Genomic DNA, 24,745 nt, shown 5'->3' on the forward strand with positions numbered 1-24,745 from the left:
GGGGCCCAATGAAGGTGAAGTCTGTCTGACTCACGTGATCAGATCCCCGACCCGTGAAGAAGGTTGCACGGAAATCTGAATTTCCTGTGAGCGGCCTGTGAGTGCCCGGCCGCCACACCTGGGCGCCCGCTCCCCGACGCCGGCCCGGAGGAGTCTCCGGGCCGGCCACCCGGCGAGCGGGTTACTTCTTCACACTGACCAGGTCACCCGCGGCGTTGACCGCCGGGGTGGTGGAGTTGCCCGCGAACACGAAGCGGTAGTAGCCGTCGACGGTGGCCTTCGCGGTCGTCTTGAGAGCGCCCGTGGAGTCCGACTTGACGGTCTTCAGCGTCGTGTAGGTGGTGGCGCCCTTCTTACGGAACTGCAGCTTCACCGCCTGGCCGCTGTAGCCCGAGTACTTGCCGCTCTCCCAGTTGGCCCGCGTCAGCTTCCCGGTGACGGTGACGGTCTTGCCCTTCTTCACCGGCTTCGGCTTGGCGCTCGTGGTCAGCTTGGACAGGCGCTGGACGCTGAAGCTCTTGGCGTTGTCCTTCTGGACGTAGTCGCCGTCCGTGGCGGCGGCGATCGCCCACACCTTCCAGGTGCCGGCGACAGAGTTGATGAGGTTCTCCAGCGGCTTCAGGGTGAAGGTGGCCGTGCAGTTCGACGTCGTGGCGTTGACCTTGGTGCACTTGGCGGTGTTGTCAGCGCTGTTGGCGACCGCGCCGCTGTCGGCCTTCTCGATGCTCGGACCGTGGTACAGGATCGGCTGCGCGAAGTCGATGCCGGAGTCGTCCGTGGCGGTGAAGGTGACGGTGACGTTCTTGGCGCCCGTGGCGGTGACCACGACCGGCTTGCCGCCGTTCACGACGACATTGGAGATCTTGGTGTCTCCCTCGACCTCGTCGGCGTGCGCGGCCGGCACGGCGAGGGCGGAGAGGGCCAGGGCGCCGGACACGGCGGCCACAGTGGCTCGTATACGCATGCGTTTCCCCAAGTGGAGAAAGGGGCCGGCGCCGGTCGTTCCTCACGGTCCGTCTTCGGCGCGGGGCCCAATGAAGGTGGAGTCTGTCTGACTCGCATGATCAGATCCCCGACCCGTGAAGAAGGTTGCACGGAAATCTGGATTTTCCGTGCCCGCCCGGGCGGCGGCCGCGACCGGCCGCCGCCGGGGCAGAGCCGGTGCCGCCTACTTGACGTTGACGAGGTCGGCCTTGGCGTCGACCGCCGAGGTGGTCGAGTTCCCCGCGAACGAGTAGCGGTAGTCGCCGGTGGCCGTGGCCTTGGTCGTGGTCTTCAGCTTGCCCTTGGAGTCCGTCTTGACGGTCTTCAGCGTCGTGTAGGTGCTGGAGCCCTTCCTGCGGAACTGGAGCTTCACCGGCTGGGAGGCGTAGCCGCCGTGCTTCAGCATGATCTAGCGCGGAACCCTGGGCGTTCACGCCCGGGAGGAAGCGCTTCTCAAGATTGGGGTGACCCGCACGGGTGCACGGGTCCGCACTGTTGGCCTCAGCCGGGACGCTTCTGGTTCTCGATGTACTCCTTGATGATCGCCAGAGGTTCGCCGCCGCAGGCACCAGCTCGGTTTCGAAGTCGGCGCACACGGCCCGCATGATCTCTTCGCAGCGCGTAAGGATCTCGTCGGTGAACGGGCCGCGCCGGCACTTGGGCATGAAGACCAAGTGGGCATGGAGGGTATAGGCGACCGTGCGTCCCCCACGAATATTGGGGTTTGGCTCCCAGCGTGGTGACATAGATCAATTCAGTACGATGCCCGGTATGAAGGTCGTGACGCAGGTGAAGCTGATGCCGGAGGCCGACCAGGCCGCCGCGCTGTCGGCGACCCTGTGCACGGTCAACGACCTGGCGTGCCGGGTCTCCGAGGTGGCGTTCGCCCATGGTGTGCCGCGTGAGTACGAGCTGCGCAAGTACACGTACCCACGTCTCAAGGCCGAAGGGCTCGGGGCGCAGGCGGCGCAGGCGGCGCAACACGTGATCAAGAAGGTGCGCGATGCGTACACGACGCTGCACGCCAACATCCGTGCCGGAAACCTCGGCAAGCCGAAGTCGAAGCGCCGGATCAAGGCCGGGTCGAAGCCGATCACGTTCCGTCCCGAGGCCGCGCAGCCATACGACGACCGGTGTTTGAGCTGGCAATACGACGCACAGACCGTGTCCATCTGGACAACTGCCGGGCGCCTCAAGGACGTCCGCTTCGTCTGCTCCGCCGACGCGCTCAAGACGCTCCGCGAGTACCGCAAGGGCGAGGCAGACCTGATCGAGCGTGACGGGGTCTTCTACCTGACCGCCACCTGCGAGGTCCCAGAGGCCGAAACGTACGAGCCGGACGGCTTCATCGGCGTGGACCTCGGCATCGTCAACATCGCCACCACGTCCACCGGCTACCAGGCCGCCGGGCGCGGTCTCAACCGCTACCGCAAGCGTCAGCTTGCCCTGCGGGCCAAGCTCCAGAAGAAGCGCACCAAGTCCGCCGAGCGCCGCGTCGCAGACGTGCGCCGAGTGCGGCTACGTCGACAAGCGCAACCGTGTCGACCAGGGGCTTCTCATCTGCCGGGGGTGCGGGTCGTTGCCCACGCCGACCGGAATGCTTCCCACAACATCGCCACCCGTGGCGAGAGCGTGTGGAATGCGGGGCGTGAGTCACGCGTCCCTGCCACCCCATAGGGGTGCCTGGACGGAGGAGCCAACCCCGCGGCCAGTTGGGCGCTACCTCCAAACCCGGTCCTAGAGGGCCGGGTCAAGTTGACCGTCTCCCAGTTGGCCCGGGTGAGCGCGCCCGTGGCCGTTATGGTCTTGCCCTTCTTCACCGGCTTGGGCGTGGCGCTCGTGGTCGGCCTGGCGGCGCGCTGGAAGAGGAAGGATCCGGCCTTCTCCTTCCAGACGTAGTCCCCGTCGTTGGTGTCGATCCAGGCGTCGACGTACCGGCGACCGGCGTTCCTGTTGCTGAGGTGGTCGACCTTCGGGTCGACCTTAACCGAGCCGGTGCAGGTCGAGGTGGTGGCGTTGACACGCCCCCCGAGAGAGGGGCTATTTGGTATGCAGATTCAGTCGAACCAGCGATCCCGTGCCAGTTCCCCCGTCCGGGACGGGTCCTCCAGGAGGGCCGCGACCTCGAAGCGGCGCGGCCACTGGCCCGACGCCCAGGCGAGGCCGGCGGCCACGCCCTCCAGGGTGGCCGCGTGCAGGACGCCGTCGGAGGTGAGACGCCAGTCCAGCCCGGTGCCGTCGACGACCAGTTCCTCGTGCTCGACGTAGGTGCGGGGGGTACGCGCTCCGAGCAGGACCCGTACCGGCTCCGGCACGTCGTGCTCGGTGCCCTCGGAGTCGACCTCGCCGGTGACGGACTCGCTCAGCCGCCGCACCTGGAACAGCTCGGCCAGCTCGTCGGCCAGCGCGGGCCGTACGGGCAGCAGCGGGACACCCTCGGTGAACGGCAGCAGGTCCGGGGAGTCGCACACCACGGCGTCGGCGGCGTCCACGACCTCCACCCGGCCGTCGACCACGGCCCGCACCTCGTCCGGCAGGGTGACCTGTTCCGGGTCGAGTTCGGCCAGCGCGCCGTACAGGGCGTGCAGTTGGGCGGACGTCACGGGACGCTCGGGGTCGGCGAGCCGTTCCAGCAGCTCCGCGGCGCCGCCCGGCTCCTCGAGCAGCGCGGCGACGCTCGTACGCACGCCGAGCGCCCGCAGCACCTGCTCGTCGTCGAAGCCGGTGGCGTCGGCCTCCTCGTACAGCCCCCGCAGCAGCGGGTCGGAGCCGGCGGCGCGCAGACCGGCCGGGCGGCGCCCGCCGAGCACCGGGTGCCCGCGCAGCCACCACGCGGTGTACGGCCGGACGATCTCGTGGGTGCCGTCGGGCAGCAGGATCCGCACCGGCTGGGTGAGCGCGTCCCGCAACGGCGGCCGGGCCAGCAGCGCCAGCGCCAGGGGCCACTGGTCGTCGTCGACGAGGTCCAGGTCGCGCACGGCGACGATCTCGGTGGCGACCGGCGGCACGGGGGTGTCCGGGAACCGGTCGAGCAGGTCCTCGCACCACACGTCGACCGCGTCGAGCAGCCCGGGGTCGTCCGGTTCGGGGAAGTCACCTTCGCGCGGGTCGAGTTCGTCCGGGTCGAGGACGACGTCCGTGGCCCGCACCAGGGCGAAGTCGGCGAGCACACCGCACGCGGCGAGCGGCTGCTCTCCCCACTTCCCGGCCAGTTCGGCGTCCACGGCCGGGAGTTCGCCCTCGCGCATGAGGCGGGCGAACGGGCTTCCGGGCAGGACGAGTTCGCCGGCCGGGGCGAGTTCGCCGTCCTCGTCGGGCAGCGCGAGCGCGCCCAGCCAGGGCTCGTCGCCGGGTTCGAGTCCGGCGTCCCGGACCAACGCGAGGACGGTGTCGGCGAGTTCCTCGGCGTCCGGGGTGTCCTCGTCCCATCCGCCGGTGTCCTCGTCGAGGGAGGCGGCGACGGCGGCCCGCACCTGCGGGGTGGTGAGCACGGCACGCGGCGTCGCGGGCAGGGCGCCGAGCTTCTCCAGGAGGGGGTGGACGGCGTCCGGGTGGGCGACCTTCAGACCGAGCCGGGCCAGCAGCTCCGGGTCGGTGAGGGCGGCGCCGGCGACGGGCAGCAGGACCTGCCGGGGCCCGATGGTGGTACGGCTGTCGGCCAGCGGCACGGGCAGCCCGGAGAGCCGGTCGGGGTCGACGCCCGCGAGGCTGTCGTACAGCCGCCGCCACCAGCCGGGCTCCTTCTCCAGGCCGGCCAGCCGGTCGACGGCGTCGGTCAGCGGCAGGCGGGCCACGCCCAGCGTGCGCAGTTCCACGCGCCGTTCGAGTCCGGCGGGCAGCAGGGTGGGCAGCACCTCGGCGAGGACGCGCACGGTGTCGGCGCCGGCGCCCTCGACCACCTCGGCGTCCCGGGGACGGAGGGATTCGGGCAGGTCGGAGTCGTCGTCCTGATGGGCGGCGGGCACGGCCGCGGGCGGCAGGAAGGAGGTGCGCGGCAGCCGGTCGAGGACGGCCTGGCGCAGCGCGCCGTCCAGTTCGCCCTTGCCCAGGGGGCCCGGCACGAGGTTGATGACGCCCTCGCCCACCGGCCGCCAGCCGGCGAGGAGTTCGGCGTAGGCGTCGGCCGCGCGCTGCACGAGGAAGTCGGTGAGCGGGCCGGGCGCGGTGTGGCGTCGGGTGCTGTCCAGCGGGAACGAGGCGATGAGCAGGGCCGGCACGCCGAGGGGTTCGTCGCTGGGGGTGGGCGCGTGGACGACGGGGCTGGTGCGGGGGCGGGCCGGGGTGCCGTCGGCGTCGACGGGGACGGCCCAGGTGACCGACCAGTGCGGGCGCAGGCGCTCCTCCACCGGCCGGTCGGCGAGGAGTTCGGGCGTGAGCGGGCCGTGCGCGCCCGCGGTGCGCCAGCGGGTCGTGCCCTCGGAGGTGTCCTCCACGACGGTCAGGGCGCCCTCGGCGCGGCGGCGCAGGGTGCGCGGTGCGGCGTCGCCGATCTCGACCACGACCTCCTCGAGCCCGGGCAGGGCGAGGAGCAGGGCGTCGTCGACGGCGTGCAGGAGGCGTTCGGCGAGGTCGGCGGCGGCCGCGTCGCGCAGGCGCAGGATGACGACCGTGTCGTAGGGGTCGGGCGCGGTGCCCTCGGCGGCGAACGGCAGCCGCAGCAGCGGTACGTGCCCTTCGCGGCGGCGGATCTCGTCGCCGAGGCCGGGGCTGTGCCGCGCGGTCTCCTCGGCGAGCGCGCGGGCCTCGGCCAGCGACCACCGGACACCGCCGTGCCGGCCGACGACGGCGGGCTCGTCGGTGACGGCGAGGACGGCGGCGAAGCCGACGCCGAAGCGGCCGACGGCGCGGTCGCGGGAGTCGTCGCGCTTGGCGGACGCCCGGAGCGTGGACAGCGACTCCACACCGGCCGCGTCGAGCGGGGCGCCGGTGTTGGCGGCGAGCAGCACGCCGTCGCGCAGGGTGAGCCGCAGCCGGCCGGGCACGTCCGCGCGGGCGGCGGCGTCGGCGGCGTTCTGCGCCAGCTCGACGACGAGCCGGTCACGGTAGCCGCCGAGGACGAGGTCCTCCTCCGCGTTGGCGTCCTCGCGGAACCGGGCCGGGCTGGTGGCCCAGGCGTCCAGCACGCCGCGGCGCAGGCGCGCGGTCCCGAACGGATCGCCTCCGGCGGACGGCTGCACCAACATGCTCACGTTCACTCTCCTCATCGGCGTGCGACGACGAAGGTACCGCGCGCGGGAGAGGCCGTTCGCCCGGCGGACGGACGGACCGGTCCAGGCCGGTCGCGGGCCGGGCCCTAGGAGTGCCCCAGCTCGGCGGTCTCGTCGTCCCCGGTCACCGGAACCGAGCCGGAGTCCTGGGCCGGACGCAGCGGGAACGGGTCCACGCGCGTCTCGTCGATCACCGGCGGGGGCGGCTGCGGGGGCTTCGGCATCACCGCGGCCTCGGAGTGCCCGCCGCAGCCGTACGTCAGGGAGACCACGTGGCCGTCGGCCGGGGAGAACTCGTTCGCGCACACGCCGAAGGCCTGGCCGAGCGAACCGCCGATCGGCACCAGGAAGCCGCAGCTCACGCAGGCCGCCGGGGCCGCCTGGGCCATCGGGGTCTTCGCGCCGAAGCCCTCCTCCCAGCGGTCGGCGGCGACGTGCAGGCCGTAGCGGGACAGGACCCGGGCGCGGCGCATGCCCAGTTCCTCGGCGACCGCGGAGATCGAGCCGCGGGACGGGACGGTGAGCAGGCTGCTCGGCGGGCCCGCCGTGACGTCGGCGTCCTCCGCCTCCGCCAGGTCGGCCATCTCCACGGAGACGGCGGCGCTCGGCGCGGGCTCGTCCTCGCCGGAGTAGCCGGGTTCCAGGCGGAGGTCCTCGGCGTCGGTGGGCAGCAGGTCGCCGGGGCCCATGTCGCCCGGGCGCAGGCGCTCGCTCCACGGCACCCACTCGGGGGCGAGCAGCGCGTCCGGGCCGGGCAGCAGGACGACCTCGTCCAGGGTGACGATCTTGGCGCGTGAGGCGCGGGCCACGGTGACGGCCCAGCGCCAGCCCCGGTAGCCGAACTCCTTGCACTCGAAGAAGTGCGTGACGACCCGGTCGCCCTCGGAGAGCACTCCCGCGTGCTCGCCGACGACACCGGGCGCGGCCGCCTCCTCGGCTGCGGCCCGGGCGAGGTCGACCGCCTCGGCGCACAGGCGGTCGGGGGTGCGGCTTCGCGTGGTCGCTGCGCTCACAGGTATCGCTTCTCTCCTACGCCGTCTTTCGGGTGCGCCGGCCTGAAGGCGGCGGGGCGGACGGAGCGGACCCTGGGACCGCGTCGACGTCCGCGCCCGATCGCACTCGGGCGCACCTACGTCATCCATTCTGCGGTATGCCCGTAAGGCGCGCGGTCGAGAACGTTCGCCACGGCGCGCTACGCACGCTACCTTCTCGTCGCCGCTCGGCCTACACCGACGTTGTCTTCACCGCGCCGCACCGGAACTTTCCCACCGCCGCCGGCGCCCCCGGCCCCGCCGAGAACCCACCGCGGCGAACGCGGACCCGCCGGGAGCCGGGCGGTCCCGCCGCCGCGAGCGCCGCCGGGTGTGTCGGGGCCGGGCGGGTGGGTTCGGGGTGTCTCGTTGGTCGCATCCGCGCCGCCATGGCGCTACCGGTGCCGTTTCCGGGGCAGTATGACGGGGTGGCAGCCGCGAGGACGCCCCCGGGAACCACCGGCGTCGGTGGGGACAAGGGGGTCAAGGGGAGCAGCCGGGGCAGCGGTTCGGGCCGGTTCGGCGGGTCCGTCCGCGCCGTCGGGCGTGCCCTGTATCTGCCCGTGACCGGAACGGTCCGCGGCATCCGCAGGGCGACCAACGCCCACGGCGCCGGCGAGTCCGGGCTCGGCCGGCTGATCGAACTGCACGCGGTGAACGGCGCCGGCGACGTCATGATCACCGTGGCGCTCGCCTCCACCGTCTTCTTCTCCGTCCCCACCGACGAGGCCCGCGGCCGGGTCGCGCTGTACCTCGCCATCACCATGGCGCCCTTCACGCTCCTCGCGCCCGTGATCGGCCCCCTCCTCGACCGCCTCCCGCACGGCCGCCGCGCCGCGATGGCCGCCGCGATGCTGGCCCGCGCGCTGCTCGCGCTGATCATCGCGGGCGCCGCCGCCAGCGGCGGCCTGGAGCTGTACCCGGCCGCGCTCGGCGTGCTGGTCGCCTCGAAGGCGTACGGCGTGGTCAGGAGCGCCGTCGTACCCCGGCTGCTGCCGCCCCGGTTCTCGCTGGTCAAGGCGAACTCGCGGGTCACCCTCGGCGGGCTGCTCGCCACCGGCCTGGCCGCCCCCGTCGGCGCGGGCCTCCAGACCCTCGACGCGCGCTGGCCGCTCTACGGCGCCTTCGTGATCTTCGTCGCGGGAACGTTCCTGTCGTTCGCCCTGCCCCCGAAGGTCGACTCGGCCAAGGGCGAGGACCGGGCGCTGCTCGCCGCGGACGAGCAGCATCTGCGCGGCCCGCGCCGCAAGCCGCTCAAGCGCCCCGGCCTGCGCACCGTCGGCACGGCCGTCACCCACGCCCTGGCCGCGAACGCCGCCCTGCGCTGCCTGTCCGGATTCCTGATCTTCTTTCTCGCCTTCCTGCTCCGCGAGCACCCGCTGACCGGCGAGAGCGCGGCGGTCTCGCTCGGCATCGTGGGCGTCGCGGCGGGCGCGGGCAACGCCCTGGGCACGGCGGTCGGGGCCTGGCTGAGATCGCGCGCGCCCGAGATCATCATCGTGACCGTCGTCGCCATCGTCCTGGGCGCGGCGGTCACGGCCGCGGTCTTCTTCGGCGCGTTCCTGGTGGCCTGCCTGGCCGCGATCGCCGGCTTCGGGCAGGCGCTGGCCAAGCTGTCCCTGGACGCGCTGATCCAGCGGGACGTGCCCGAACCGGTGCGGACCTCGGCGTTCGCCCGCTCCGAGACCCTGCTCCAGGTGGCCTGGGTGCTCGGCGGCGCGATCGGCATCGTGCTGCCGCTCAACGGCGTGCTGGGCCTGTCGGTGGGCGCCGGGCTCGTGGCCGCCGGCTGGCTGCCCACCGTCCGCGGTCTGCTGACCTCGGCGCGGCACGGGGGCGCCACGCGGCCCCGGGTGGCGTGAGGCGCCGTACCAGGGCGTACGGCACGTCGTACCCCCGCGTGGGCGGGGGGCCGGGCGCGCCCGATAGCCTTCGGCCATGACCACGCTGCAATCCGCCGTGCGACGCCGCCGCGCCGTCGCCGCTGCCGGCGCCGTTTCCGCCGGACTGCTCGCGCTGTCGGCCTGTTCCAAGCCGACCCCGCTGGCCACGCTCACCGTCGGCAGCTCCTCGGTGAGCTCGGAAGCCAACTGCTACAACGACGGCAACGCGCTCAAGACCGCCGACCTGGCCAAGTGCCTCAAGTCCAAGGACATCGAGACGATCAAGGTCGACCCGGACGAGACCGTCCGCTTCGGCGTCGATCCGAAGATCGCGGACACGGGCTGGACGATCCTGATGAACGGTCAGCCGCTGACCGACTCCAGCAACAAGACCTACCGCACCATCCCGGGCAGCGTCTTCTTCAACGCCCAGTACGGCGCCAGCGGCAAGACGACGCTGGTCTCCATCAAGGAGGGCGAGAAGGACGTGCGGGGTCTGTGGTCCTTCAAGCTGACCAAGGACTCCTGACCACGTCCTCGCCGCGCGTCCTCGTCACCACCGCCGTCCCCGTCGAACGGGACGCGGTGGCACGGGCGTTCGCCGGGCCCGTGCGTGAGGAGCCGCTGCCGGCGCTGCCCGGCGCGACCCTGCACCGGCTCCCCGGGCCGCCCGCCGTCGACCTGGTCGCCGCCGGTGTCGGTCCCGCCCTCGCCGCCGCGACGACCGCCTCCGCCCTGACCGCCGCCGCGCTCGGCGGCGCCCCCTACGGCCTCGTCGTCTCGGCCGGTATCGCCGGCGGCTTCGCGCCCCACGCGCCGGTCGGCTCGCTCGTCGTCGCCGACGAGATCACCGCCGCCGACCTGGGCGCCGAGACCGGCGAGGGATTCCTGCCGGTGACCGAACTCGGCTTCGGCACCGTCACCCACCGTCCGCCCGAAGCGCTCGTACGGGCGATCGCGGCCGCCGCCCAGGCCCGTACCGGCACGGTGCTGACCGTCTCCACGGTGACCGGCACCGCCGCCCGCGCCGACGCCCTGCGCGCCCGCCATCCCGGCGCCCTGGCCGAGGCCATGGAGGGGTTCGGAGTCGCCGAGGCGGCCGCCGCGCACCGCGTCCCGGTCCTCGAGGTGCGCGCGGTCTCCAACCCCGTCGGCCCGCGCGACCGCGCCGCCTGGCGCATCGGCGACGCCCTGACCGCCCTGACCGAGGGCTTCGGGAAGCTGGCGCCCGTCCTCACGAGTTGGAACCCACATGAGCCCTGACAACAGCCGACTGCGGATCGCCTACTCCCCCTGCCCCAACGACACGTTCGTCTTCGACGCGCTCGCCCACGGCCGCGTCCCCGGCGCGCCCGCGCTCGACGTCACCTTCGCGGACATCGACGTCACCAACGGCATGGCCGAGCGCGGCGAGCTGGACGTGCTGAAGGTGTCCTACGCGGTGCTGCCGTACGTCCTCGGCGAGTACGCGCTGCTGCCGTGCGGCGGCGCGCTGGGCCGGGGCTGCGGGCCCCTGGTGCTCACCAACGAGCCGGACACCGACCTGACGGGCCGCACGGTCGCGGTGCCGAGCGAGAAGTCGACGGCGTACCTGCTGTTCCGCCTGTGGGCCGCGGAGGTCGTCCCCGCCGGGGTGGGCGAGATCGTGGTCATGCCGTTCCACGAGATCATGCCGGCCGTGCGGGACGGGAAGGTCGACGCCGGTCTGGTGATCCACGAGGCGCGTTTCACCTACGGCGACTACGGCCTGCACAAGCTCGCCGACATGGGCGAGCACTGGGAGCGCACCACGGGGCTGCCGATCCCGCTCGGCGCGATCATCGCCCGGCGGTCGCTGGGCGAGCGGACGCTGACGGGGCTCGCCGACTCGATCCGGGCGTCGGTGCGCGCCGCCTGGGACGACCCGGAGGCCTCCCGGCCGTACGTCATGGAGCACGCCCAGGAGATGGACCCGGCCGTCGCCGACCAGCACATCGGGCTGTACGTCAACGAGTTCACCGCCGGCCTCGGCGAGGACGGCTACGCGGCGGTCCGCGGGCTGCTCACGCGCGCCGCGGCCGAGGGGCTCGTACCGCCCCTCGGCCCGGACGCGCTCGCTTTTCCCTAGGGCTGCGGGCCTGTTGGCCCTGCCCGGCCCCGACGGGTCATACGTCCAGCTGGTCGGCGACCGCGCGCAGCAGCCCGGCGACGTTCTTGCCGGACGACCTGTCGGGGTAGCGGCCGCGCTCCAGGGTCTGCGCGACCCCCTCCAGGAGGGTGGTCAGGTCCTGCACGATGGACGCCAGCTCGTCCGGCTTCTTGCGCTGGGCGGCGGCGACCGAGGGGGTCGGATCCAGGAGCGTCACGGAGAGGGCCTGGTCACCACGCTGACCGGCGACCACCCCGAACTCCACCCGCTGCCCCGGCTTGAGCGTGTCCACTCCGCCCGGGAGCACCGAGGAATGGACGAACACGTCGCCGCCGTCGTCGCGGGAGAGGAAGCCGAAGCCCTTCTCAGCGTTGAACCATTTGACCTTGCCGGTAGGCAAAGCACGCACCCCATCTCACCGGTCAGCCGAACCACAGTTGCCGCAGGTCAGGCTATCTAGCGCTCGCTCGTGCCTGCCGTTGTCCCGAAGCCTCCCCAGCTCTTTACCCGCCGTCGAGCCCGCCCACTCCAGTCGGCCGAACCTGGCCGATCGACGTACGCGCGCCCGCTCCCGGGTGAGGGAGGCAGGGGATATCTCAGCACATGAGGGGGCGGCCGCGGCAACCCGAATTCGCGGAGAGTGACGACACCGGGACGGTGGGCGCACCGGACGGTGGACTCCCGTTCCCGGATCCCGGGGACGGGAGGCGAAGGGCGGGACCGGGACCAGGACCTATCCTGGTGGGGTGCGTGACCGAAACCGAACCCCATCCGAACCCCAGGCCGGTGACCGGCTGGTCCGTGCGGGTGCCATCGTCTTCTTCGTCGGCGCGGTGGCCACCGCGGTGACGCTGGCGCCGCTGTTCCTCGGCGCGAAGCCCTTCCCGACCTACATGTTCGGGCTGAGCATGCTCATGGGCGTCGGCTTCCTGATCGCCGGTGCGGGCGTGCTCCGGTCGATCGCGGCGGGCCGCCGTCAGGCGCGCGGCGACTCCCGTTGACGGCTGAACAGCGCGCCACCGGCCGAGAGCCAGTCCGGGAAAGCGGTCAGATCCGGGAGCACGACGTCCGCGCCCGCCGCCCGCAGTTCCTCCTCGTCGCACGGTCCGGTGGCCACCGCCACCGACAGGGCGCCGGCCGCCCGGGCACCCCGCACGTCCCCGACGTGGTCGCCGACGTACACCCGGGCGCCGTACTCGCGCAGCGCCTCGGCCTTCCGCTCGGCCCACAGGTCGCCGATCACCGCGTCCGGCTCGATACCCAGGTGCTCCAGGTGCAGCTTGGCGTTCGGCTCGTACTTGGCGGTGACCACGATCGCCCGCCCGCCGGAGCCGCGCACGGCCTCGATCGCCTCGCGGGCGCCGGTCAGCGCGGGCGTGGCGGAGACGGCGATCGCCGGGTACAGCTCCCGGTACAGGGCCCCGGCTGCCTCCACCCGCTCGGCCGGGAACCAGTTGACCAGTTCCTCCGCGAGCGGCGGGCCGAGCCGGGTGACCGCCAGATCGGCGTCGATGTACGTCCCCGTCCGCGCGGAGAGCTCCAGGTAGCAGGCGCGGATGCCGGGGCGGGAGTCGATGAGGGTCATGTCGAGGTCGAAACCGACGGTCGGCGGGCGGGAGGTCATAGGGGCCATTGTGCCCAGGGGGCACGGCCGCGAGACCTCCGGCCCGTGTGACGTACACCTACTTCCGGCGCTGCGAGCGCCACACCAGGAACAGTGCCGACAGCACGGCCGCGGCCCGGACCACCCACGGCCAGGTCTGGGCGACCGCGTCGTTCATGTGGCCCTCGGTGATCGGGGTGCCCCAGCGGTCGTCGGTACGGCCCCACAGCCAGACCGCCCAGGAGGCGAGCGCCAGGCCGGGCATGCCGGCGACGGCCCACTTGGACTCCGCCGGGGTCAGCCTGCGGGAGGCGTAGGCGATGATCCAACCGAGCAGCAGGGCGTACCAGTTGCCCAGGACCGCGCCGACCACCAGCAGTCCGGCCGCGAGCAGCAGCAGCGGATTGCTCCGGCCCGTCAGCAACGGGGGCAGCGCGAAACGCCGGCGTCCGGCGGGCGCGTCCGGCTCGGCCGCCTCCACCGGTTCCGCGGCGCCGGCCGCCCCGGACGCGGGTTCCGCCTGCGCGGACTCCTCCTTCGCCGGCGGGGGCTTGAGCAGCTCGGGGATCTCCACCCCGCCCATGAAGCCGGGTACCTCGTCGGCCATCGCCGGCGTGCCCTGCCCCATGCCCCACCACTCGGGGCCGCTCGCCGGGCCGCCGAGCTCGTCGGCGGTCGCCAGGTGCGGCGGGGAGGGGCCGTCGGACGCCACGGGGTCCGTCCGCGGCGGACGCGGCCGGGGTACGACCTTGCGCAGCCCCTTCGGACGTGCCTGGTCCGCCTCCGGCGCACGCTGCGCGGGCACGGCCGGTGCCGCCGCCCCCGGTCCGCCGCGGCCGGTGCCCGCGGCCGCGACGACGTCGTCGGGACTGCCGAGCCCGTCGAGGATGCGGCGCACGGCGGCGGGACTGTCCACGGCGGCCTTGGCGCGGCGCCGGTCGATCTCGTCGCGCAACTCCGCGACCAGGCGCATCCGGGTGGCCGAGGACAGCTGGCGTTGGTGAGCGACGTCCCCGACGCGGCTCAGATACTCGTAGACGACCTGATCGCTCTCGATCCCCACGAAGCCCCTCCGGGGTGGCTGGCCGATGACCCCGTTGGACGACGTTACCGCCTCCCGCGCGGTGCCCGGTGCCGCCGTACTGGGCCGGGCGCGACTCCCACCCGGTACCGTGAATCGGATGAGCAGCGATGAGAAACCGGCGGCCCCGCGTTCGCTCGCGGAAGCGCTCCGCGCGCGCGACGACGCCTCCCTGGCCGCGCTCCTGCGCAGCCGCCCCGATCTCATCACCCCGGTCCCGACCGACCTCACCCAGCTCGCCACCCGTGCCGGGACCCGCGCCTCCGTGGTCCGCGCCCTGGAGAGGCTCGACCGGTTCGCGCAGCAGACGGCCCAGGCCCTCGCGGTGGCCGGCGATCCGGCCACGTACGACGAACTGCTCGGCCTGATGGCCTCCGACGCCCGCGACCCCGTCGTCGCGGCCGCGCTGCCCCGCGCCCTGGGCACCCTGCGCGAGCAGGCCCTCGTCTGGGGCGGCGACGACCAGCTCCGCCTGGTGCGCACCGCACGCGAGCTGCTCGCGCCGTCGCCGCAGCACCCGTCCCCGACGGGGCTCGGACCGACCGTGCGGGAGGCCACGGCGGGCATGTCGCCGGGGCGCATCCAGGAGATCGTGACGGCCGCCGGACTGCCCTCGACCCACGACTCCGTCTCCGCCGTCGCCTCGCTCACCGACCTGTTCACCGACCGCGACCGGATGTCCGCGCTGCTCGCCGAACTGCCGCCCGACTCCCTGGAGGTGCTGGAGCGCCTGGTCTGGGGGCCGCCCTACGGCCAGGTCACCCCCGACCCGGCGCCGCGTCTGCGGCTGCTGCTGGACCGCGGGCTGCTGCTGCCCACGGCGCCCGGGACCGTCGTCCTGCCCCGTGAGGCGGCGCTGCACCTGCGCGGGGGCCGCGCCCACCGCGCGCCCGAGCCGGTGCCGCCGGCCGTGGAGGCGGCCGCGACCCACTCTCCGCAGATGGTGGACGCGACGGCGGCGGGGCAGGCGTACACCGCCCTGTCGACGGTGGAGGAGCTGCTGCGGGACTGGGACGAGGGCGGCCCGAACGTGCTGCGCGCGGGCGGCCTGAGCGTGCGCGACCTCAAGCGCACCGCCGTCGCCCTGGACGTGCCCGAGCCGGTGGCCGCCTTCTGGGTCGAACTCGCCTACGCGGCCGGTCTGCTGGCCTCCGACAGCGAGGTCGACGAGCGGTACGCGGCGACCCCGGCGCACGACGAGTGGCTGGAGCGGCCCGCGGCCGAACGCTGGGCCCACCTCGCGTCGGCCTGGCTGGCGGCCACGCGGACCGCGGGGCTGGCCGGCGGACGGGACGCCAAGGACCGGGCGTTGTCGGCGCTCGGCCCCGGCCTCGACCGCTCGGCGGCGCCCGAGGTACGCCACCGGGTGCTCACGCTGCTCGCGGAACTGCCGCCGGGCACCGCGCCGGTCGCCGAGTCGGTGCCGGCCCGGCTGCGCTGGGAGCACCCGCCGCGCGGGGCGCGGCAGGAGGACGACCTGCGCAGCCGCCTCGCCCGGTGGACGCTGTCCGAGGCGGAACTGCTCGGTGTCACGGGCCGTGGCGCCCTGTCCGCCCACGGCCGCGCGCTGCTGGGCGCGTCGGCGCCCGCGCCAGGGGGGACCCCGGCGGGCGAGGGCGGGCGCGGTCCCGCCGCACGCGCCAGGACGGCCGCGGAGGCGGGCGGGGCCACGCCCGCGAGCCCCGGTGACAAGCTGCCCGTCCACAAGCAGCACCGCCCGGAGGCAGCTCCCGGCGTCCCCGGACCCCAGTCCCCGCCCGCCGTGGTGTCCGTCCCGCCCGTCTGCCCCACGGCTCCCGGCTCCCCCGCCGAGCAGGCCGCCGCCGTCGCCGAGGCGGCTCGGATTCTCGCTCCGCTTCTGCCCGAGCCGCTGGATCACGTGCTGCTCCAGGCGGATCTGACCGCGGTCGCGCCCGGGCCGTTGCGGCGGCCGCTCGCCGAGACGCTGGGCGTGCTCGCGGACGTGGAGTCCAAGGGCGGGGCGACCGTCTACCGGTTCACCCCCGCCTCCGTACGCCGTGCCCTGGACGCCGGCCGCACCGCCTCCGACCTGCACGCCTTCCTGGCCGCGCATTCCCGTACGCCGGTGCCGCAGCCGCTGGCGTACCTGATCGACGACGTGGCCCGTCGGCACGGCCATCTGCGGGTCGGCGCGGCCTCGGCGTACGTGCGCTGCGACGACGACGCGCTGCTGAACGAGATCCTCGCCGACAAGCGGTCCGCCGGGCTGGGCCTGCGCCGCCTCGCGCCGACCGTGCTGGCCGCGCAGGCCGACCCGGCCGCGCTCCTGGAGGGCCTGCGCGCGTTGGGCTACGCCCCGGCCGCCGAGTCCGCGGCGGGCGACGTGCTGATCACCCGCGCGCACTCCCACCGCACCCCGCCGCGCGCCGCTCCCGACCCGGTCCCGGAAGGCCCGCCCGCCCCGGACGCCGTGCTGCTGTCCGCGGCGGTCCGCGCGATCCGGGCCGGTGACCTGGCCTCGACCGCCCCGCGCAAGCCGACCGCGGCCACGCGGGAGGACGGCGAGCTGCCGCGCACCGGCTCCGCCGAGACCCTCGCCACCATGCAGGCCGCCGTCCTGACCGGCGAGTCCCTGTGGATCGGCTACGTCAACGCCGAGGGCACCGCGAGCCAGCGCGTCATCGCGCCGATCCGTGTCGAGGGCGGCTTCGTCACCGCGTACGACCACACCGCGGACGAGGTCCGCACCTACCCCCTGCACCGGGTCACCGGGGTCGCCGAGCTGGCGGACGACTCCGCCTGAGCCTCTCCGTCCGCGCCCGGGGTCAGCCCGCCAGGCCCGGGAGCGAGGCGAGGAAGACGGTCATGGCGGCGAGGGCCGCGGACACCGCGTCGCCCACCTTCTCGGCGGAGCCCAGCGTGGCGGCCACCTCCTCGACGCGCGGGGCGGTCTTCGCCGGGTCCGTGCCCGGCAGGGCGAGGGTGTCCAGGCCCGCGCGGTGCAGCAGGAGGACCAGCTCCGCCGTCGCCTGGGCCGGCCGCGCTCCGTCCAGCAGCACGGCGGACAGTTCGGCGCGCAGCGCCGCCGGCACCGCGGGGTCCGTCGCCGGGTACCGGTGCGAGCCGAAGACGTCGAGCACCTTGCGGCCCTCCTGGCGGACCACTCCCTTGGCCGGCAGGCCCTCGTAGGCGGCGGTGAGCGCCTGGTCGCGCACGGCCAGCAGCCACGCCTGGGGCTTCGCCTCGGGGTGCTGCCGCATCTGCTCGGCCGTGGCCGCCGCCAGCGGCTCATCGGGCGGGGCCTGCTCCGTGACGACGAGCCCGCCGTCGCGCTCCACGGCCCGCCCCGACAGCACGAGTTGCAGCAGGGGCACCGCCGCGACGGCGCAACCGACGCGGAGTTGCTCGCGCGGGGTGCCGTCCTCCTCGTCCAGTCCGAGCAGCACGATCCGCTCGCCCACCGTCAGTCCAGCGTCCATCGGACCTCCCTCTCCCTTGCCGCCACGGTCCATGCGCACGTTCCGGTTCCGACCGGCCGGTCGTCGCCGGCAGCCTCTCAGAGCACGCGCGTCGGCCCACTTCCTCCCAGGAGCCCCGGGAGGAATCCCCGCCCCCCGGGGCACACGGAGGGAGCCGTACCCGCGGATTTCCCGCGCCTCCCGCGCCACCCGGTCCTCGGCAAAAGCGGGCCGGGCGGCGGGCCGCGCGGCGCCGTGGCCCGTGGCGGGCTCCGGCGGGCCGCGGGAGCGGCGCGAGGCACCACGAGTAGGGCACACTGGACGTTTGACCAACGGAAAGGGCGCTGCGCGTGAATGGTCCCCTGATCGTCCAGTCGGACAAGACCCTGCTTCTCGAAGTCGACCACGAGCAGGCCGGTGACTGCCGCCGGGCCATCGCGCCGTTCGCCGAGCTGGAGCGGGCGCCCGAGCACATCCACACCTACCGGGTCACCCCGCTCGGCCTGTGGAACGCGCGCGCCGCCGGGCACGACGCCGAGCAGGTCGTCGACGCCCTCGTGCAGTACAGCCGCTACCCGGTGCCGCACGCGCTGCTCGTCGACATCGCCGAGACGATGGACCGCTACGGGCGCCTGACCCTCAGCAAGCACCCGGCGCACGGACTGGTCCTGACCACCACCGACCGGCCGGTCCTGGAGGAGGTGCTGAAGTCCAAGCGGATCGCCCCGCTGGTCGGCGCCCGCATCGACCCGGACACCGTGGCCGTGCACCCCTCCGAGCGCGGGCAGATCAAGCAGACCCTGCTGAAGCTGGGCTGGCCCGCCGAGGACCTCGCCGGGTACGTCGACGGCGAGGCGCATCCGATCGAGCTGCGCGAGGACGGCTGGGCGCTGCGGCCCTACCAGAAGCAGGCCGTGGAGAACTTCTGGCACGGCGGCAGCGGCGTCGTCGTCCTGCCCTGCGGGGCCGGCAAGACCCTGGTCGGCGCCGGTTCGATGGCGCAGGCGAAGTCCACGACGCTGATCCTCGTCACGAACACCGTCTCGGCCCGGCAGTGGAAGCACGAGCTGGTGAAGCGGACCTCGCTGACCGAGGACGAGATCGGGGAGTACAGCGGCACCAGGAAGGAGGTCCGCCCGGTCACCATCGCCACCTACCAGGTGCTGACGACCCGGCGGAAGGGCATCTACCCCCACCTGGAGCTGTTCGACTCCCGCGACTGGGGGCTGATCGTCTACGACGAGGTGCACCTGCTGCCCGCGCCGGTCTTCAAGTTCACCGCGGACCTCCAGGCCCGGCGGCGGCTGGGACTGACCGCGACCCTGGTGCGCGAGGACGGCCGCGAGTCGGACGTGTTCTCCCTGATCGGCCCGAAGCGGTTCGACGCGCCGTGGAAGGAGATCGAGGCGCAGGGCCACATCGCGCCCGCGGACTGCGTCGAGGTCCGGGTCAACCTGACCGACTCCGAACGGCTGGCGTACGCGACGGCCGAGACGGAGGAGAAGTACCGCTTCTGCGCGACCACCGCGACCAAGCGGAAGGTCACGGAGGCGATCGTCCGCCGCTTCGCGGGCCAGCAGATCCTGGTCATCGGCCAGTACATCGACCAGCTCGACGAACTGGGCGAGCACCTGGACGCGCCGGTGATCAAGGGCGAGACGTCCAACGCGCAGCGCGAGAAGCTCTTCGACGCCTTCCGCGAGGGCGAGATCAGCGTGCTGGTGGTCTCCAAGGTGGCGAACTTCTCCATCGACCTGCCGGAGGCCACGGTCGCCATCCAGGTCTCGGGCACGTTCGGCTCCCGCCAGGAGGAGGCCCAGCGCCTCGGGCGGGTGCTGCGCCCGAAGGCCGACGGCCACCAGGCCCACTTCTACTCGGTGGTCGCCCGCGACACCATCGACCAGGACTTCGCCGCCCACCGCCAGCGGTTCCTGGCCGAACAGGGCTACGCCTACCGGATCATGGACGCCGACGAACTGCTGGCGGAGGAGGGCTGACCCGTCCGCGTCCGGCCGGACCACTGTCTGCGGTACGCCAGCGCCACCGCCCCGAGCAGCACGAGACCCAGCAGGGGATAGGGCGAGGCCAGGGGCTGCTGCCACCAGGACAGGCGCAGCTCCACGCCCTTGTTGGGGACCGTCCACAGGGTGCGGGCCGTGAACACGGCCACAGTGAGCGCCGCCCAGCCGCGGCGGCCCTCGGCCAGGAGCACGGCGATCAGCGGGACGCACCACACCCAGTGGTGGGACCAGCTGATCGGTGAGACCAGCAGCGCGGTCAGGGCGGTCAGCAGCACGCCCCAGCGCTCCCGCCGCACCCGGCACGCGAGCCACAGCCCGGCGACGGCCACCGCGACGGCGGGCAGGATCCAGGCGAGGCCGGGCGACGGCTCGCCCAGCAGCCGCGCGACCAGGCCCTGGAGCGACTGGTTGGCGATGATCCACGGCTTGCCCACCCGGCCGGTCTCGAACAGCCGGCGCGTCCAGTAGTCGACGCCGGCCGCGGGCAGGACGAGCACCCCGACGGCGACCGTCCCGGCGAACGCGGCCAGCGCCGCGGCCGCCTCGCGGCGCCGCCCCCGCAGCAGCAGGTACACGATGAACAGGCCCGGGGTGAGCTTGATGCCGGTCGCGACGCCGATCAGCAGGCCCTTGCCGCGGGCTCCTGGCGGTCGGGTCAGGTCCCACAGGACCAGGCAGGCGATCGCGAGGTTGATCTGCCCGTACACGAAGGTCTGGAAGACCGGTTCGAGCCAGACGGCGAGCGCCGTCGCGGCGCACAGCAGCGGGAGTCCGGCCCGGCGGCCGGCGAGCCGCGCGGAGAGGTGGACGAGCCAGGCGAGCAGGAGCGCGTTGCCCGCGAAGAACGCCGCTCTCAGGGCCGCGGCGGGAAGCCACACCGTCGGCACGAACAGCAGGGCCGCGAACGGCGGATAGGTGGCGGGCAGCCGGCCCTGCGTGACCGTGAAGCCGTAGAGGTCACGGCCGTGGACGACCGCCGCGCCCTCGGCCTGGTAGACCACCGCGTCGGCCATCTGCACCCGCTGCACCGCGAACAGGGCCGCGAGGGCGGCGAAGGAGACGACGAGAAGGGCCAGGGCGGGTGCTGCGGGTGAGCGGATAGTCACCTTCCGTGCTGTCACGAACCGACCCTAGTTGCTCACTTGCGGCGTACGCCCGCCTCCTCGCCGTATTCGCCGAGGACGACCACGTCGAACAGGGCACCCGCGAACACCTTGACGGCGTGCAGGGCGTCACCCAGGACGTGCTGACGGGGGCCGTCCTGGACAGCCGTGGCGCCGGCCGGGCGGGCGGCGGGAGCGGGGTGGATGGTTGCTGCGCTCATGTCTCCATGGTGGATCCGCGGACACCGGTCCGGCATCGGCCTGCGGACCGGCTCTTCCCTCCCCCGCGTACCCCTCCGGGGGGACCGCGACCCCTGCGCCGGGCGGACGCCTTCCCCTAGGGGAAGGCGATCACGGCACCCGGGCGGGCACGGCAGGCGAACCCGGGGGGAAAACCGGCTGGCCCCCGCCCGGCCCCGCGTCCTAGAATCCACCCTCTTGCCCGCCTCCTCTCCCGGAGTGCCGCCGTCCGGACGGAAACCGGACGGCAGATCCCGCCGCCGCGCGGCGCAGCCACACGGCACCACCCCACGGCACCCGCCTGCCCCGAAGGCCTTCCGGAGGCACCCCCTTGTCGTCCCTGTCGTCCTCACCGACCTCGTCGCCGTCGTCGCCGTCGTCCTCACCGTCCTCGTCGCCGTCGTCCTCGTCCGCGCCCGCGGGAACCGCCCCCGGCCGTCCCGCCGACGACCCCCTCGCCCGCGAGCGCGCCCATCTGTCCGGCTCCCGCGCCGCGCTGCGCGCCATGCGCGAGGACGTGGAGTCGCTCGACATCCGGGACGTCACCGCGAACTGGGTCAACGCCGAGGTGCTCGCCCGCCAGATCGACGAGCGGATCAAGGCGCTGGCCGACCTCAGCGACACCCCGCTGTTCTTCGGGCGGCTCGACTACCTGCACAGTCCGGGCGCGGACCGGGCGGAGGGCGCGGAGGGCGAGCGCTTCTACATCGGGCGGCGGCACGTGCACGACGCCGAGGGCGACCCCATGGTCATCGACTGGCGCGCTCCGGTCTCGCAGCCGTTCTACCGGGCCTCCAAGAAGGACCCGATGGACGTCGGGCTGCGCCGCCGTTTCGGCTACACCGGCGGCGACCTCACGGCGTACGAGGACGAGCACCTGTCCGACCCGGCCGAGCCGTCGGAGGCCGCCACCACCAGCAGGCTGCTCCAGCAGGAGATCGAACGCCCGCGTGTGGGTCCGATGCGCGACATCGTGGCGACCATCCAGCCCGAGCAGGACGAGATCGTGCGGTCCGGGCTGTCCGGCACCGTCTGTGTCCAGGGCGGCCCCGGCACCGGAAAGACCGCCGTGGGCCTGCACCGGGTCGCCTACCTCCTCTACGCCCACCGCGAGCGGCTGGCCCGCACCGGCACCCTCGTGATCGGACCGAACCGGTCCTTCCTGCACTACATCGAGCAAGTGCTGCCCGCGCTGGGCGAGTTGACCGTCCAGCAGGCCACCGTCGACGATCTCGTGGCGCATGTGGAGGTGCGGGGCGCGGACGAGGCGGCGACCGCGATCGTCAAGGGCGACGCCCGGATGGCCGAGGTGCTCCGCAGGGCCCTGTACTCCCACGTCACGATGCCCACCGAACCGGTCGTGGTGGTGCGCGGCTCCCGTCGCTGGCGTTTCCCCGCCTACGAACTGGAGGACATCGTCCGCGAGTTGCTGGACCGCGGCATCCGCTACGGCGCCGCCCGCGAGGCCCTGCCGCAGCGGATCGCGCACGCCGTGCTGGTGCAGATGGAACGGGCGGGCGAGGCCCCCGACGACCGCGTACAGGACGCGGTGGCCCGCAACGCGGCGGTCAAGGCGGCCGTGAAGGCGGTCTGGCCCCCGGTCGACCCGGCGAAACTGGTGCTGCGGCTGCTGACGGACGCGGACTTCCTCGCGGCGCACGCGGACGGGATCCTCACCGAGGAGGAGCGAAAGACGCTCTTGTGGGCCAGGCCCGTACGGTCGGTGAAGTCGGCCAAGTGGTCCGCCGCCGACGCCGTGCTGGTCGACGAGGCCGCCGACCTGGTGGAGCGCACCCACTCCCTCGGACATGTCGTCCTGGACGAGGCGCAGGACCTCTCCCCCATGCAGTACCGGGCGGTCGGCCGGCGCTGCACCACCGGCTCCGCGACCGTGCTCGGCGACCTGGCCCAGGGCACCACGCCGTGGGCCACCCGCACGTGGGAGGAGGCGCTGGCGCACCTCGGCAAGTCCGAGGGCCTGATCGAGGAGCTGACGGCGGGCTTCCGCGTGCCGACGGACGTCATCACGTACGCCTCCCGGCTGCTGCCGCACATCGCGCCCGGCCTCGCGCCCGTCGCGTCGGTGCGTGAGAACCCCGGCTTCTTCGAGATCCGGCCCGCCGCCGGGGACGCCGAAGTGGTCGCCGCCTGCGAGGAGTTGCTGCGCAACGAGGGCTCGGTCGGCCTGATCGCCGCCGACGCGCGCGTCCCGGCCCTGACCGAGGCCCTGGCGGCGGCCGGCCTGCCGTACCTCGCCCCCGGCGCGGAGACCACGGCCGAGACCCGCCTCACCCTGGTCCCGGCCTCCCTCGCCAAGGGCCTGGAGTACGACTACGTGGTCCTGGACGAACCCCGGTCCGTCGTCACCGCCGAACCCGACGAACGCACAGGCCTGCGCCGCCTGTACGTGGCCCTGACCCGAGCGGTCTCAGGCCTGATCGTCACCCACACGGCCCCACTGCCGGATCAGCTGTCCTGAGACCGGCGGGACTGCTGGGGAATCGGGTCGGCGGGGCCGGGGACGGCGGGGCCGGACGCTGCAGGACGGCCGGACACGGCGCCAAGCTCGGCAGAGCCGGGCGCATCGGGGCCAGGTGCGTCGCCGGGCGCGGCAAGGCGGGACGCAGCGGCGTCGGACGCGGCGCCGAGCGTGGCAGGGCTGGGCCCCCCTTCGGAGCCGGGCCCATCGCCGGGCACGGCGCTACTGGGCCCACCAGGACCGGAAGCGTCGCCGGGCGCGGCGGGACTGGACGCGGCGCCCTCGGGCGTGGCGGGGCCGGGCCCCTCGGCGCCGGTCGGTGCGGCGCCGGGCCCCGCGGGGCTGGGCCCGCCAGGGCCGGACGGTGCGGCGGTCGGGCCGGGGACGGTCGCGTTCGGGGGCGGCGGCGGGTACGGGCCGTGGTTGCCCTGCGGCGGCGGGTACGGACCGTGGTTGCCCTGCGGCGGCGCGTACGGCCAAGGCGCAACCGGCGCCTGCGCGCCCGGCTGCTGCGGGTACGGCCAAGGCGCTCCGGGCTGCTGCGGGTACGGCCCGTACGGGCCGTACCCGCCCAGCACCTGCCCATACGGCCCGTACGCACCCGGCACCTGCCCGTACGACCAGTACGCGCCGGTCGGCTCGGGGGGCGGGGCGGACAGGTGCTGGGGGTGGCGCCGTCGGGCGAGCCACAGCACGATCGCGGCGAAGAGCAGTACCGAGACCATGTCGATGAGGGCCAGTTGCCAGGGGGCGTCCGCCGCCGTCTCGTCGGAGGCCAGCCCGTCCACGTACGCGGCGGACACGCCGAAGGCCAGCAGGTTGTTCAGCGCGTGCAGCGCGATGGACGCCTCAAGACCGCCCGTGCGGATCGTCAGCAGCCCCGCCACCGCGCCGAAGACCAGGAGGTCGGCGAAGCCCCACGGCGTGCCCCAGCCGTGCGCGGCGGCGAAGAGCGCCGCCTGCGGCAGCACCGCGAGCCACGGGGACCGGAGGTACGCCCCGGTCGCCTGGAGCAGCCAGCCGCGGAAGACGTACTCCTCCGCCGCCGACTGCAACGGCACGAGAACCACCAGCATGGCCAGGGAGACGAGGAACGTCTGCCACCCCACCCACACGTCCGACCCGCCACCGTCGCCCTCGTCGCCCGGCAGGAAGCCCGCGACCACCGGCAGCAGCACCATGGGCGGCACGGCGGCCAGAAGGCACCAGCCCAGCCAGCGCCAGCGCGGCCGCCCGGCGACGGAGGCCACCGTGCCGGCCGGGCGCCGGCCCAGCCAGAGCACGACCAGCAGGACGAGCGGCAGATTCAGGGCTATGAACGCCAGGTCGAGGCCCGTGTTCGTGATCGGACCGAAGTCGGCGCCGCCGTCGGGCAGCTCCGGGTAGCCGACGGCCCAGCCGATCTCATCGGTGATGAGATAGAGGATCCCGGTGGCCAGGAGCGATACGAAGACCAGCACCACCGTGCCGACGAGCGGCCGCCACCAGCGGTGGTGAGGTGAGTACCGGGCCATGCGGTGATAGGGCAGCCCGGTGGGGTCAGGGGACGTTGCTGTCATGAACGAC

General features: G+C 73.9%; 19 protein-coding genes and 3 pseudogenes. 9 read left to right on the forward strand and 13 right to left on the reverse strand.

Going from position 1 to position 24,745, the window contains the following annotated elements; all coding sequences use genetic code 11:
* Positions 1–181 precede the first annotated feature (181 nt).
* From ACIP4X_RS05350 to ACIP4X_RS05360, 3 genes and pseudogenes are all read right to left on the reverse strand, one after another.
* The gene (locus tag ACIP4X_RS05350; protein WP_358730911.1) at positions 182–964 is read right to left on the reverse strand and encodes a DUF5707 domain-containing protein; all 783 of its coding nucleotides are present in this window, start codon (positions 962–964) and stop codon (positions 182–184) included.
* A 204-nt stretch (positions 965–1,168) separates the two neighbouring features.
* Positions 1,169–1,384, reverse strand: a pseudogene (locus ACIP4X_RS05355) (calcium-binding protein); the annotation flags it as partial.
* A 226-nt stretch (positions 1,385–1,610) separates the two neighbouring features.
* A pseudogene (locus ACIP4X_RS05360) lies at positions 1,611–1,730 on the reverse strand (IS200/IS605 family transposase); the annotation flags it as partial.
* 25 nt (positions 1,731–1,755) lie between these two features.
* Between ACIP4X_RS05360 and ACIP4X_RS05365 the strand changes: the two are divergent.
* Positions 1,756–2,661, forward strand: coding sequence for a hypothetical protein (locus ACIP4X_RS05365; protein WP_401346745.1), 906 nt, complete (start codon positions 1,756–1,758; stop codon positions 2,659–2,661).
* 80 nt (positions 2,662–2,741) lie between these two features.
* On the opposite strand, the pseudogene ACIP4X_RS05370 reads toward ACIP4X_RS05365, so the two are convergent.
* The 3 genes and pseudogenes from ACIP4X_RS05370 to ACIP4X_RS05380 form a co-directional block, all read right to left on the reverse strand.
* Positions 2,742–3,002 (reverse strand): annotated as a pseudogene (locus ACIP4X_RS05370) (calcium-binding protein); the annotation flags it as partial.
* A 39-nt stretch (positions 3,003–3,041) separates the two neighbouring features.
* The gene (locus tag ACIP4X_RS05375; RefSeq protein ID WP_401346748.1) at positions 3,042–6,173 is read right to left on the reverse strand and encodes a sacsin N-terminal ATP-binding-like domain-containing protein; all 3,132 of its coding nucleotides are present in this window, start codon (positions 6,171–6,173) and stop codon (positions 3,042–3,044) included.
* Between the two features lie 104 nt (positions 6,174–6,277).
* A complete protein-coding gene (locus ACIP4X_RS05380) occupies positions 6,278–7,204 on the reverse strand; it encodes a DUF3027 domain-containing protein (protein ID WP_401346751.1) in 927 nt (308 codons plus the stop codon).
* A 446-nt stretch (positions 7,205–7,650) separates the two neighbouring features.
* Here ACIP4X_RS05380 and ACIP4X_RS05385 point away from each other — a divergent pair, with 446 nt between their 5' ends.
* The 4 genes from ACIP4X_RS05385 (at position 7,651) to ACIP4X_RS05400 (ending at position 11,212) form a co-directional block, all read left to right on the forward strand.
* Positions 7,651–9,084, forward strand: a complete 1,434-nt coding sequence (locus tag ACIP4X_RS05385; protein ID WP_391454248.1) for an MFS transporter — start codon at positions 7,651–7,653, stop codon at positions 9,082–9,084.
* A 76-nt stretch (positions 9,085–9,160) separates the two neighbouring features.
* On the forward strand, positions 9,161–9,634 hold the full coding sequence (locus ACIP4X_RS05390; protein WP_358730904.1) for a DUF2771 domain-containing protein: 474 nt from the start codon (positions 9,161–9,163) through the stop codon (positions 9,632–9,634).
* Positions 9,604–10,368: a futalosine hydrolase gene (locus tag ACIP4X_RS05395; RefSeq protein ID WP_358730902.1), complete on the forward strand. Its 765-nt coding sequence runs from the start codon at positions 9,604–9,606 to the stop codon at positions 10,366–10,368. The genes ACIP4X_RS05390 and ACIP4X_RS05395 overlap by 31 nt, the downstream gene beginning before the upstream one ends.
* A complete protein-coding gene (locus ACIP4X_RS05400; protein ID WP_401346754.1) occupies positions 10,358–11,212 on the forward strand; it encodes a 1,4-dihydroxy-6-naphthoate synthase in 855 nt (284 codons plus the stop codon). Before ACIP4X_RS05395 ends, ACIP4X_RS05400 begins: the two co-directional genes overlap by 11 nt.
* Positions 11,213–11,249: 37 nt before the next feature.
* Here ACIP4X_RS05400 and ACIP4X_RS05405 read toward each other — a convergent pair whose 3' ends face one another.
* Positions 11,250–11,633 (reverse strand): cold-shock protein, encoded by a 384-nt coding sequence (locus ACIP4X_RS05405; protein ID WP_358731011.1) that lies wholly within the window; start codon positions 11,631–11,633, stop codon positions 11,250–11,252.
* A 346-nt stretch (positions 11,634–11,979) separates the two neighbouring features.
* Here ACIP4X_RS05405 and ACIP4X_RS05410 point away from each other — a divergent pair, with 346 nt between their 5' ends.
* Positions 11,980–12,234, forward strand: a complete 255-nt coding sequence (locus ACIP4X_RS05410) for a hypothetical protein (RefSeq protein WP_358730899.1) — start codon at positions 11,980–11,982, stop codon at positions 12,232–12,234.
* Here ACIP4X_RS05410 and ACIP4X_RS05415 read toward each other — a convergent pair.
* Positions 12,210–12,857, reverse strand: a complete 648-nt coding sequence (locus ACIP4X_RS05415) for an HAD family hydrolase (protein WP_401346757.1) — start codon at positions 12,855–12,857, stop codon at positions 12,210–12,212. The genes ACIP4X_RS05410 and ACIP4X_RS05415 overlap by 25 nt on opposite strands.
* Positions 12,858–12,915: 58 nt before the next feature.
* Positions 12,916–13,899, reverse strand: a complete 984-nt coding sequence (locus ACIP4X_RS05420) for a hypothetical protein (protein WP_401346760.1) — start codon at positions 13,897–13,899, stop codon at positions 12,916–12,918.
* Positions 13,900–14,017: 118 nt separating this feature from the next.
* On the opposite strand from ACIP4X_RS05420, the gene ACIP4X_RS05425 reads away from it, so the two are divergent.
* Positions 14,018–16,681, forward strand: a complete 2,664-nt coding sequence (locus ACIP4X_RS05425; protein WP_358730893.1) for a helicase C-terminal domain-containing protein — start codon at positions 14,018–14,020, stop codon at positions 16,679–16,681.
* A 22-nt stretch (positions 16,682–16,703) separates the two neighbouring features.
* Here ACIP4X_RS05425 and ACIP4X_RS05430 read toward each other — a convergent pair whose 3' ends face one another.
* Positions 16,704–17,357, reverse strand: a complete 654-nt coding sequence (locus ACIP4X_RS05430) for a GPP34 family phosphoprotein (RefSeq protein ID WP_391454257.1) — start codon at positions 17,355–17,357, stop codon at positions 16,704–16,706.
* Between the two features lie 329 nt (positions 17,358–17,686).
* Between ACIP4X_RS05430 and ACIP4X_RS05435 the strand changes: the two genes are divergently transcribed.
* Positions 17,687–19,333 (forward strand): DNA repair helicase XPB, encoded by a 1,647-nt coding sequence (locus ACIP4X_RS05435; RefSeq protein WP_401346764.1) that lies wholly within the window; start codon positions 17,687–17,689, stop codon positions 19,331–19,333.
* On the opposite strand, the gene ACIP4X_RS05440 is transcribed toward ACIP4X_RS05435, so the two are convergent.
* Together ACIP4X_RS05440 and ACIP4X_RS05445 are read right to left on the reverse strand one after the other, a co-directional pair.
* On the reverse strand, positions 19,288–20,478 hold the full coding sequence (locus tag ACIP4X_RS05440) for a glycosyltransferase 87 family protein (RefSeq protein WP_391454262.1): 1,191 nt from the start codon (positions 20,476–20,478) through the stop codon (positions 19,288–19,290). The genes ACIP4X_RS05435 and ACIP4X_RS05440 overlap by 46 nt on opposite strands.
* 17 nt (positions 20,479–20,495) lie before the next feature.
* Positions 20,496–20,681, reverse strand: coding sequence for a hypothetical protein (locus ACIP4X_RS05445; protein ID WP_358730887.1), 186 nt, complete (start codon positions 20,679–20,681; stop codon positions 20,496–20,498).
* Between the two features lie 524 nt (positions 20,682–21,205).
* Between ACIP4X_RS05445 and ACIP4X_RS05450 the strand changes: the two genes are divergently transcribed.
* Positions 21,206–23,179, forward strand: coding sequence for a HelD family protein (locus ACIP4X_RS05450; protein ID WP_401346897.1), 1,974 nt, complete (start codon positions 21,206–21,208; stop codon positions 23,177–23,179).
* On the opposite strand, the gene ACIP4X_RS05455 is transcribed toward ACIP4X_RS05450, so the two are convergent.
* Positions 23,167–24,738: a type II CAAX prenyl endopeptidase Rce1 family protein gene (locus tag ACIP4X_RS05455; RefSeq protein WP_391454266.1), complete on the reverse strand. Its 1,572-nt coding sequence runs from the start codon at positions 24,736–24,738 to the stop codon at positions 23,167–23,169. The genes ACIP4X_RS05450 and ACIP4X_RS05455 overlap by 13 nt on opposite strands.
* Between the last annotated feature and the right edge of the window lie 7 nt (positions 24,739–24,745).

The sequence above is a fragment of the Streptomyces sp. NPDC088817 genome (assembly GCF_044750345.1).
Taxonomy (GTDB): Bacteria; Actinomycetota; Actinomycetes; order Streptomycetales; family Streptomycetaceae; genus Streptomyces.

Coding starts and splice junctions, on each gene's coding strand:
- ACIP4X_RS05350 (WP_358730911.1), bottom strand. CDS start 964: ATGCGTATACGAGCCACTGTGGCCGCCGTGTCCGGCGCCCTGGCCCTC.
- ACIP4X_RS05365 (WP_401346745.1), top strand. CDS start 1,756: ATGAAGGTCGTGACGCAGGTGAAGCTGATGCCGGAGGCCGACCAGGCC.
- ACIP4X_RS05390 (WP_358730904.1), top strand. CDS start 9,161: ATGACCACGCTGCAATCCGCCGTGCGACGCCGCCGCGCCGTCGCCGCT.
- ACIP4X_RS05400 (WP_401346754.1), top strand. CDS start 10,358: ATGAGCCCTGACAACAGCCGACTGCGGATCGCCTACTCCCCCTGCCCC.
- ACIP4X_RS05415 (WP_401346757.1), bottom strand. CDS start 12,857: ATGACCTCCCGCCCGCCGACCGTCGGTTTCGACCTCGACATGACCCTC.
- ACIP4X_RS05425 (WP_358730893.1), top strand. CDS start 14,018: ATGAGCAGCGATGAGAAACCGGCGGCCCCGCGTTCGCTCGCGGAAGCG.
- ACIP4X_RS05430 (WP_391454257.1), bottom strand. CDS start 17,357: ATGGACGCTGGACTGACGGTGGGCGAGCGGATCGTGCTGCTCGGACTG.
- ACIP4X_RS05445 (WP_358730887.1), bottom strand. CDS start 20,681: ATGAGCGCAGCAACCATCCACCCCGCTCCCGCCGCCCGCCCGGCCGGC.
- ACIP4X_RS05450 (WP_401346897.1), top strand. CDS start 21,206: ATGCGCGAGGACGTGGAGTCGCTCGACATCCGGGACGTCACCGCGAAC.
- ACIP4X_RS05455 (WP_391454266.1), bottom strand. CDS start 24,738: ATGACAGCAACGTCCCCTGACCCCACCGGGCTGCCCTATCACCGCATG.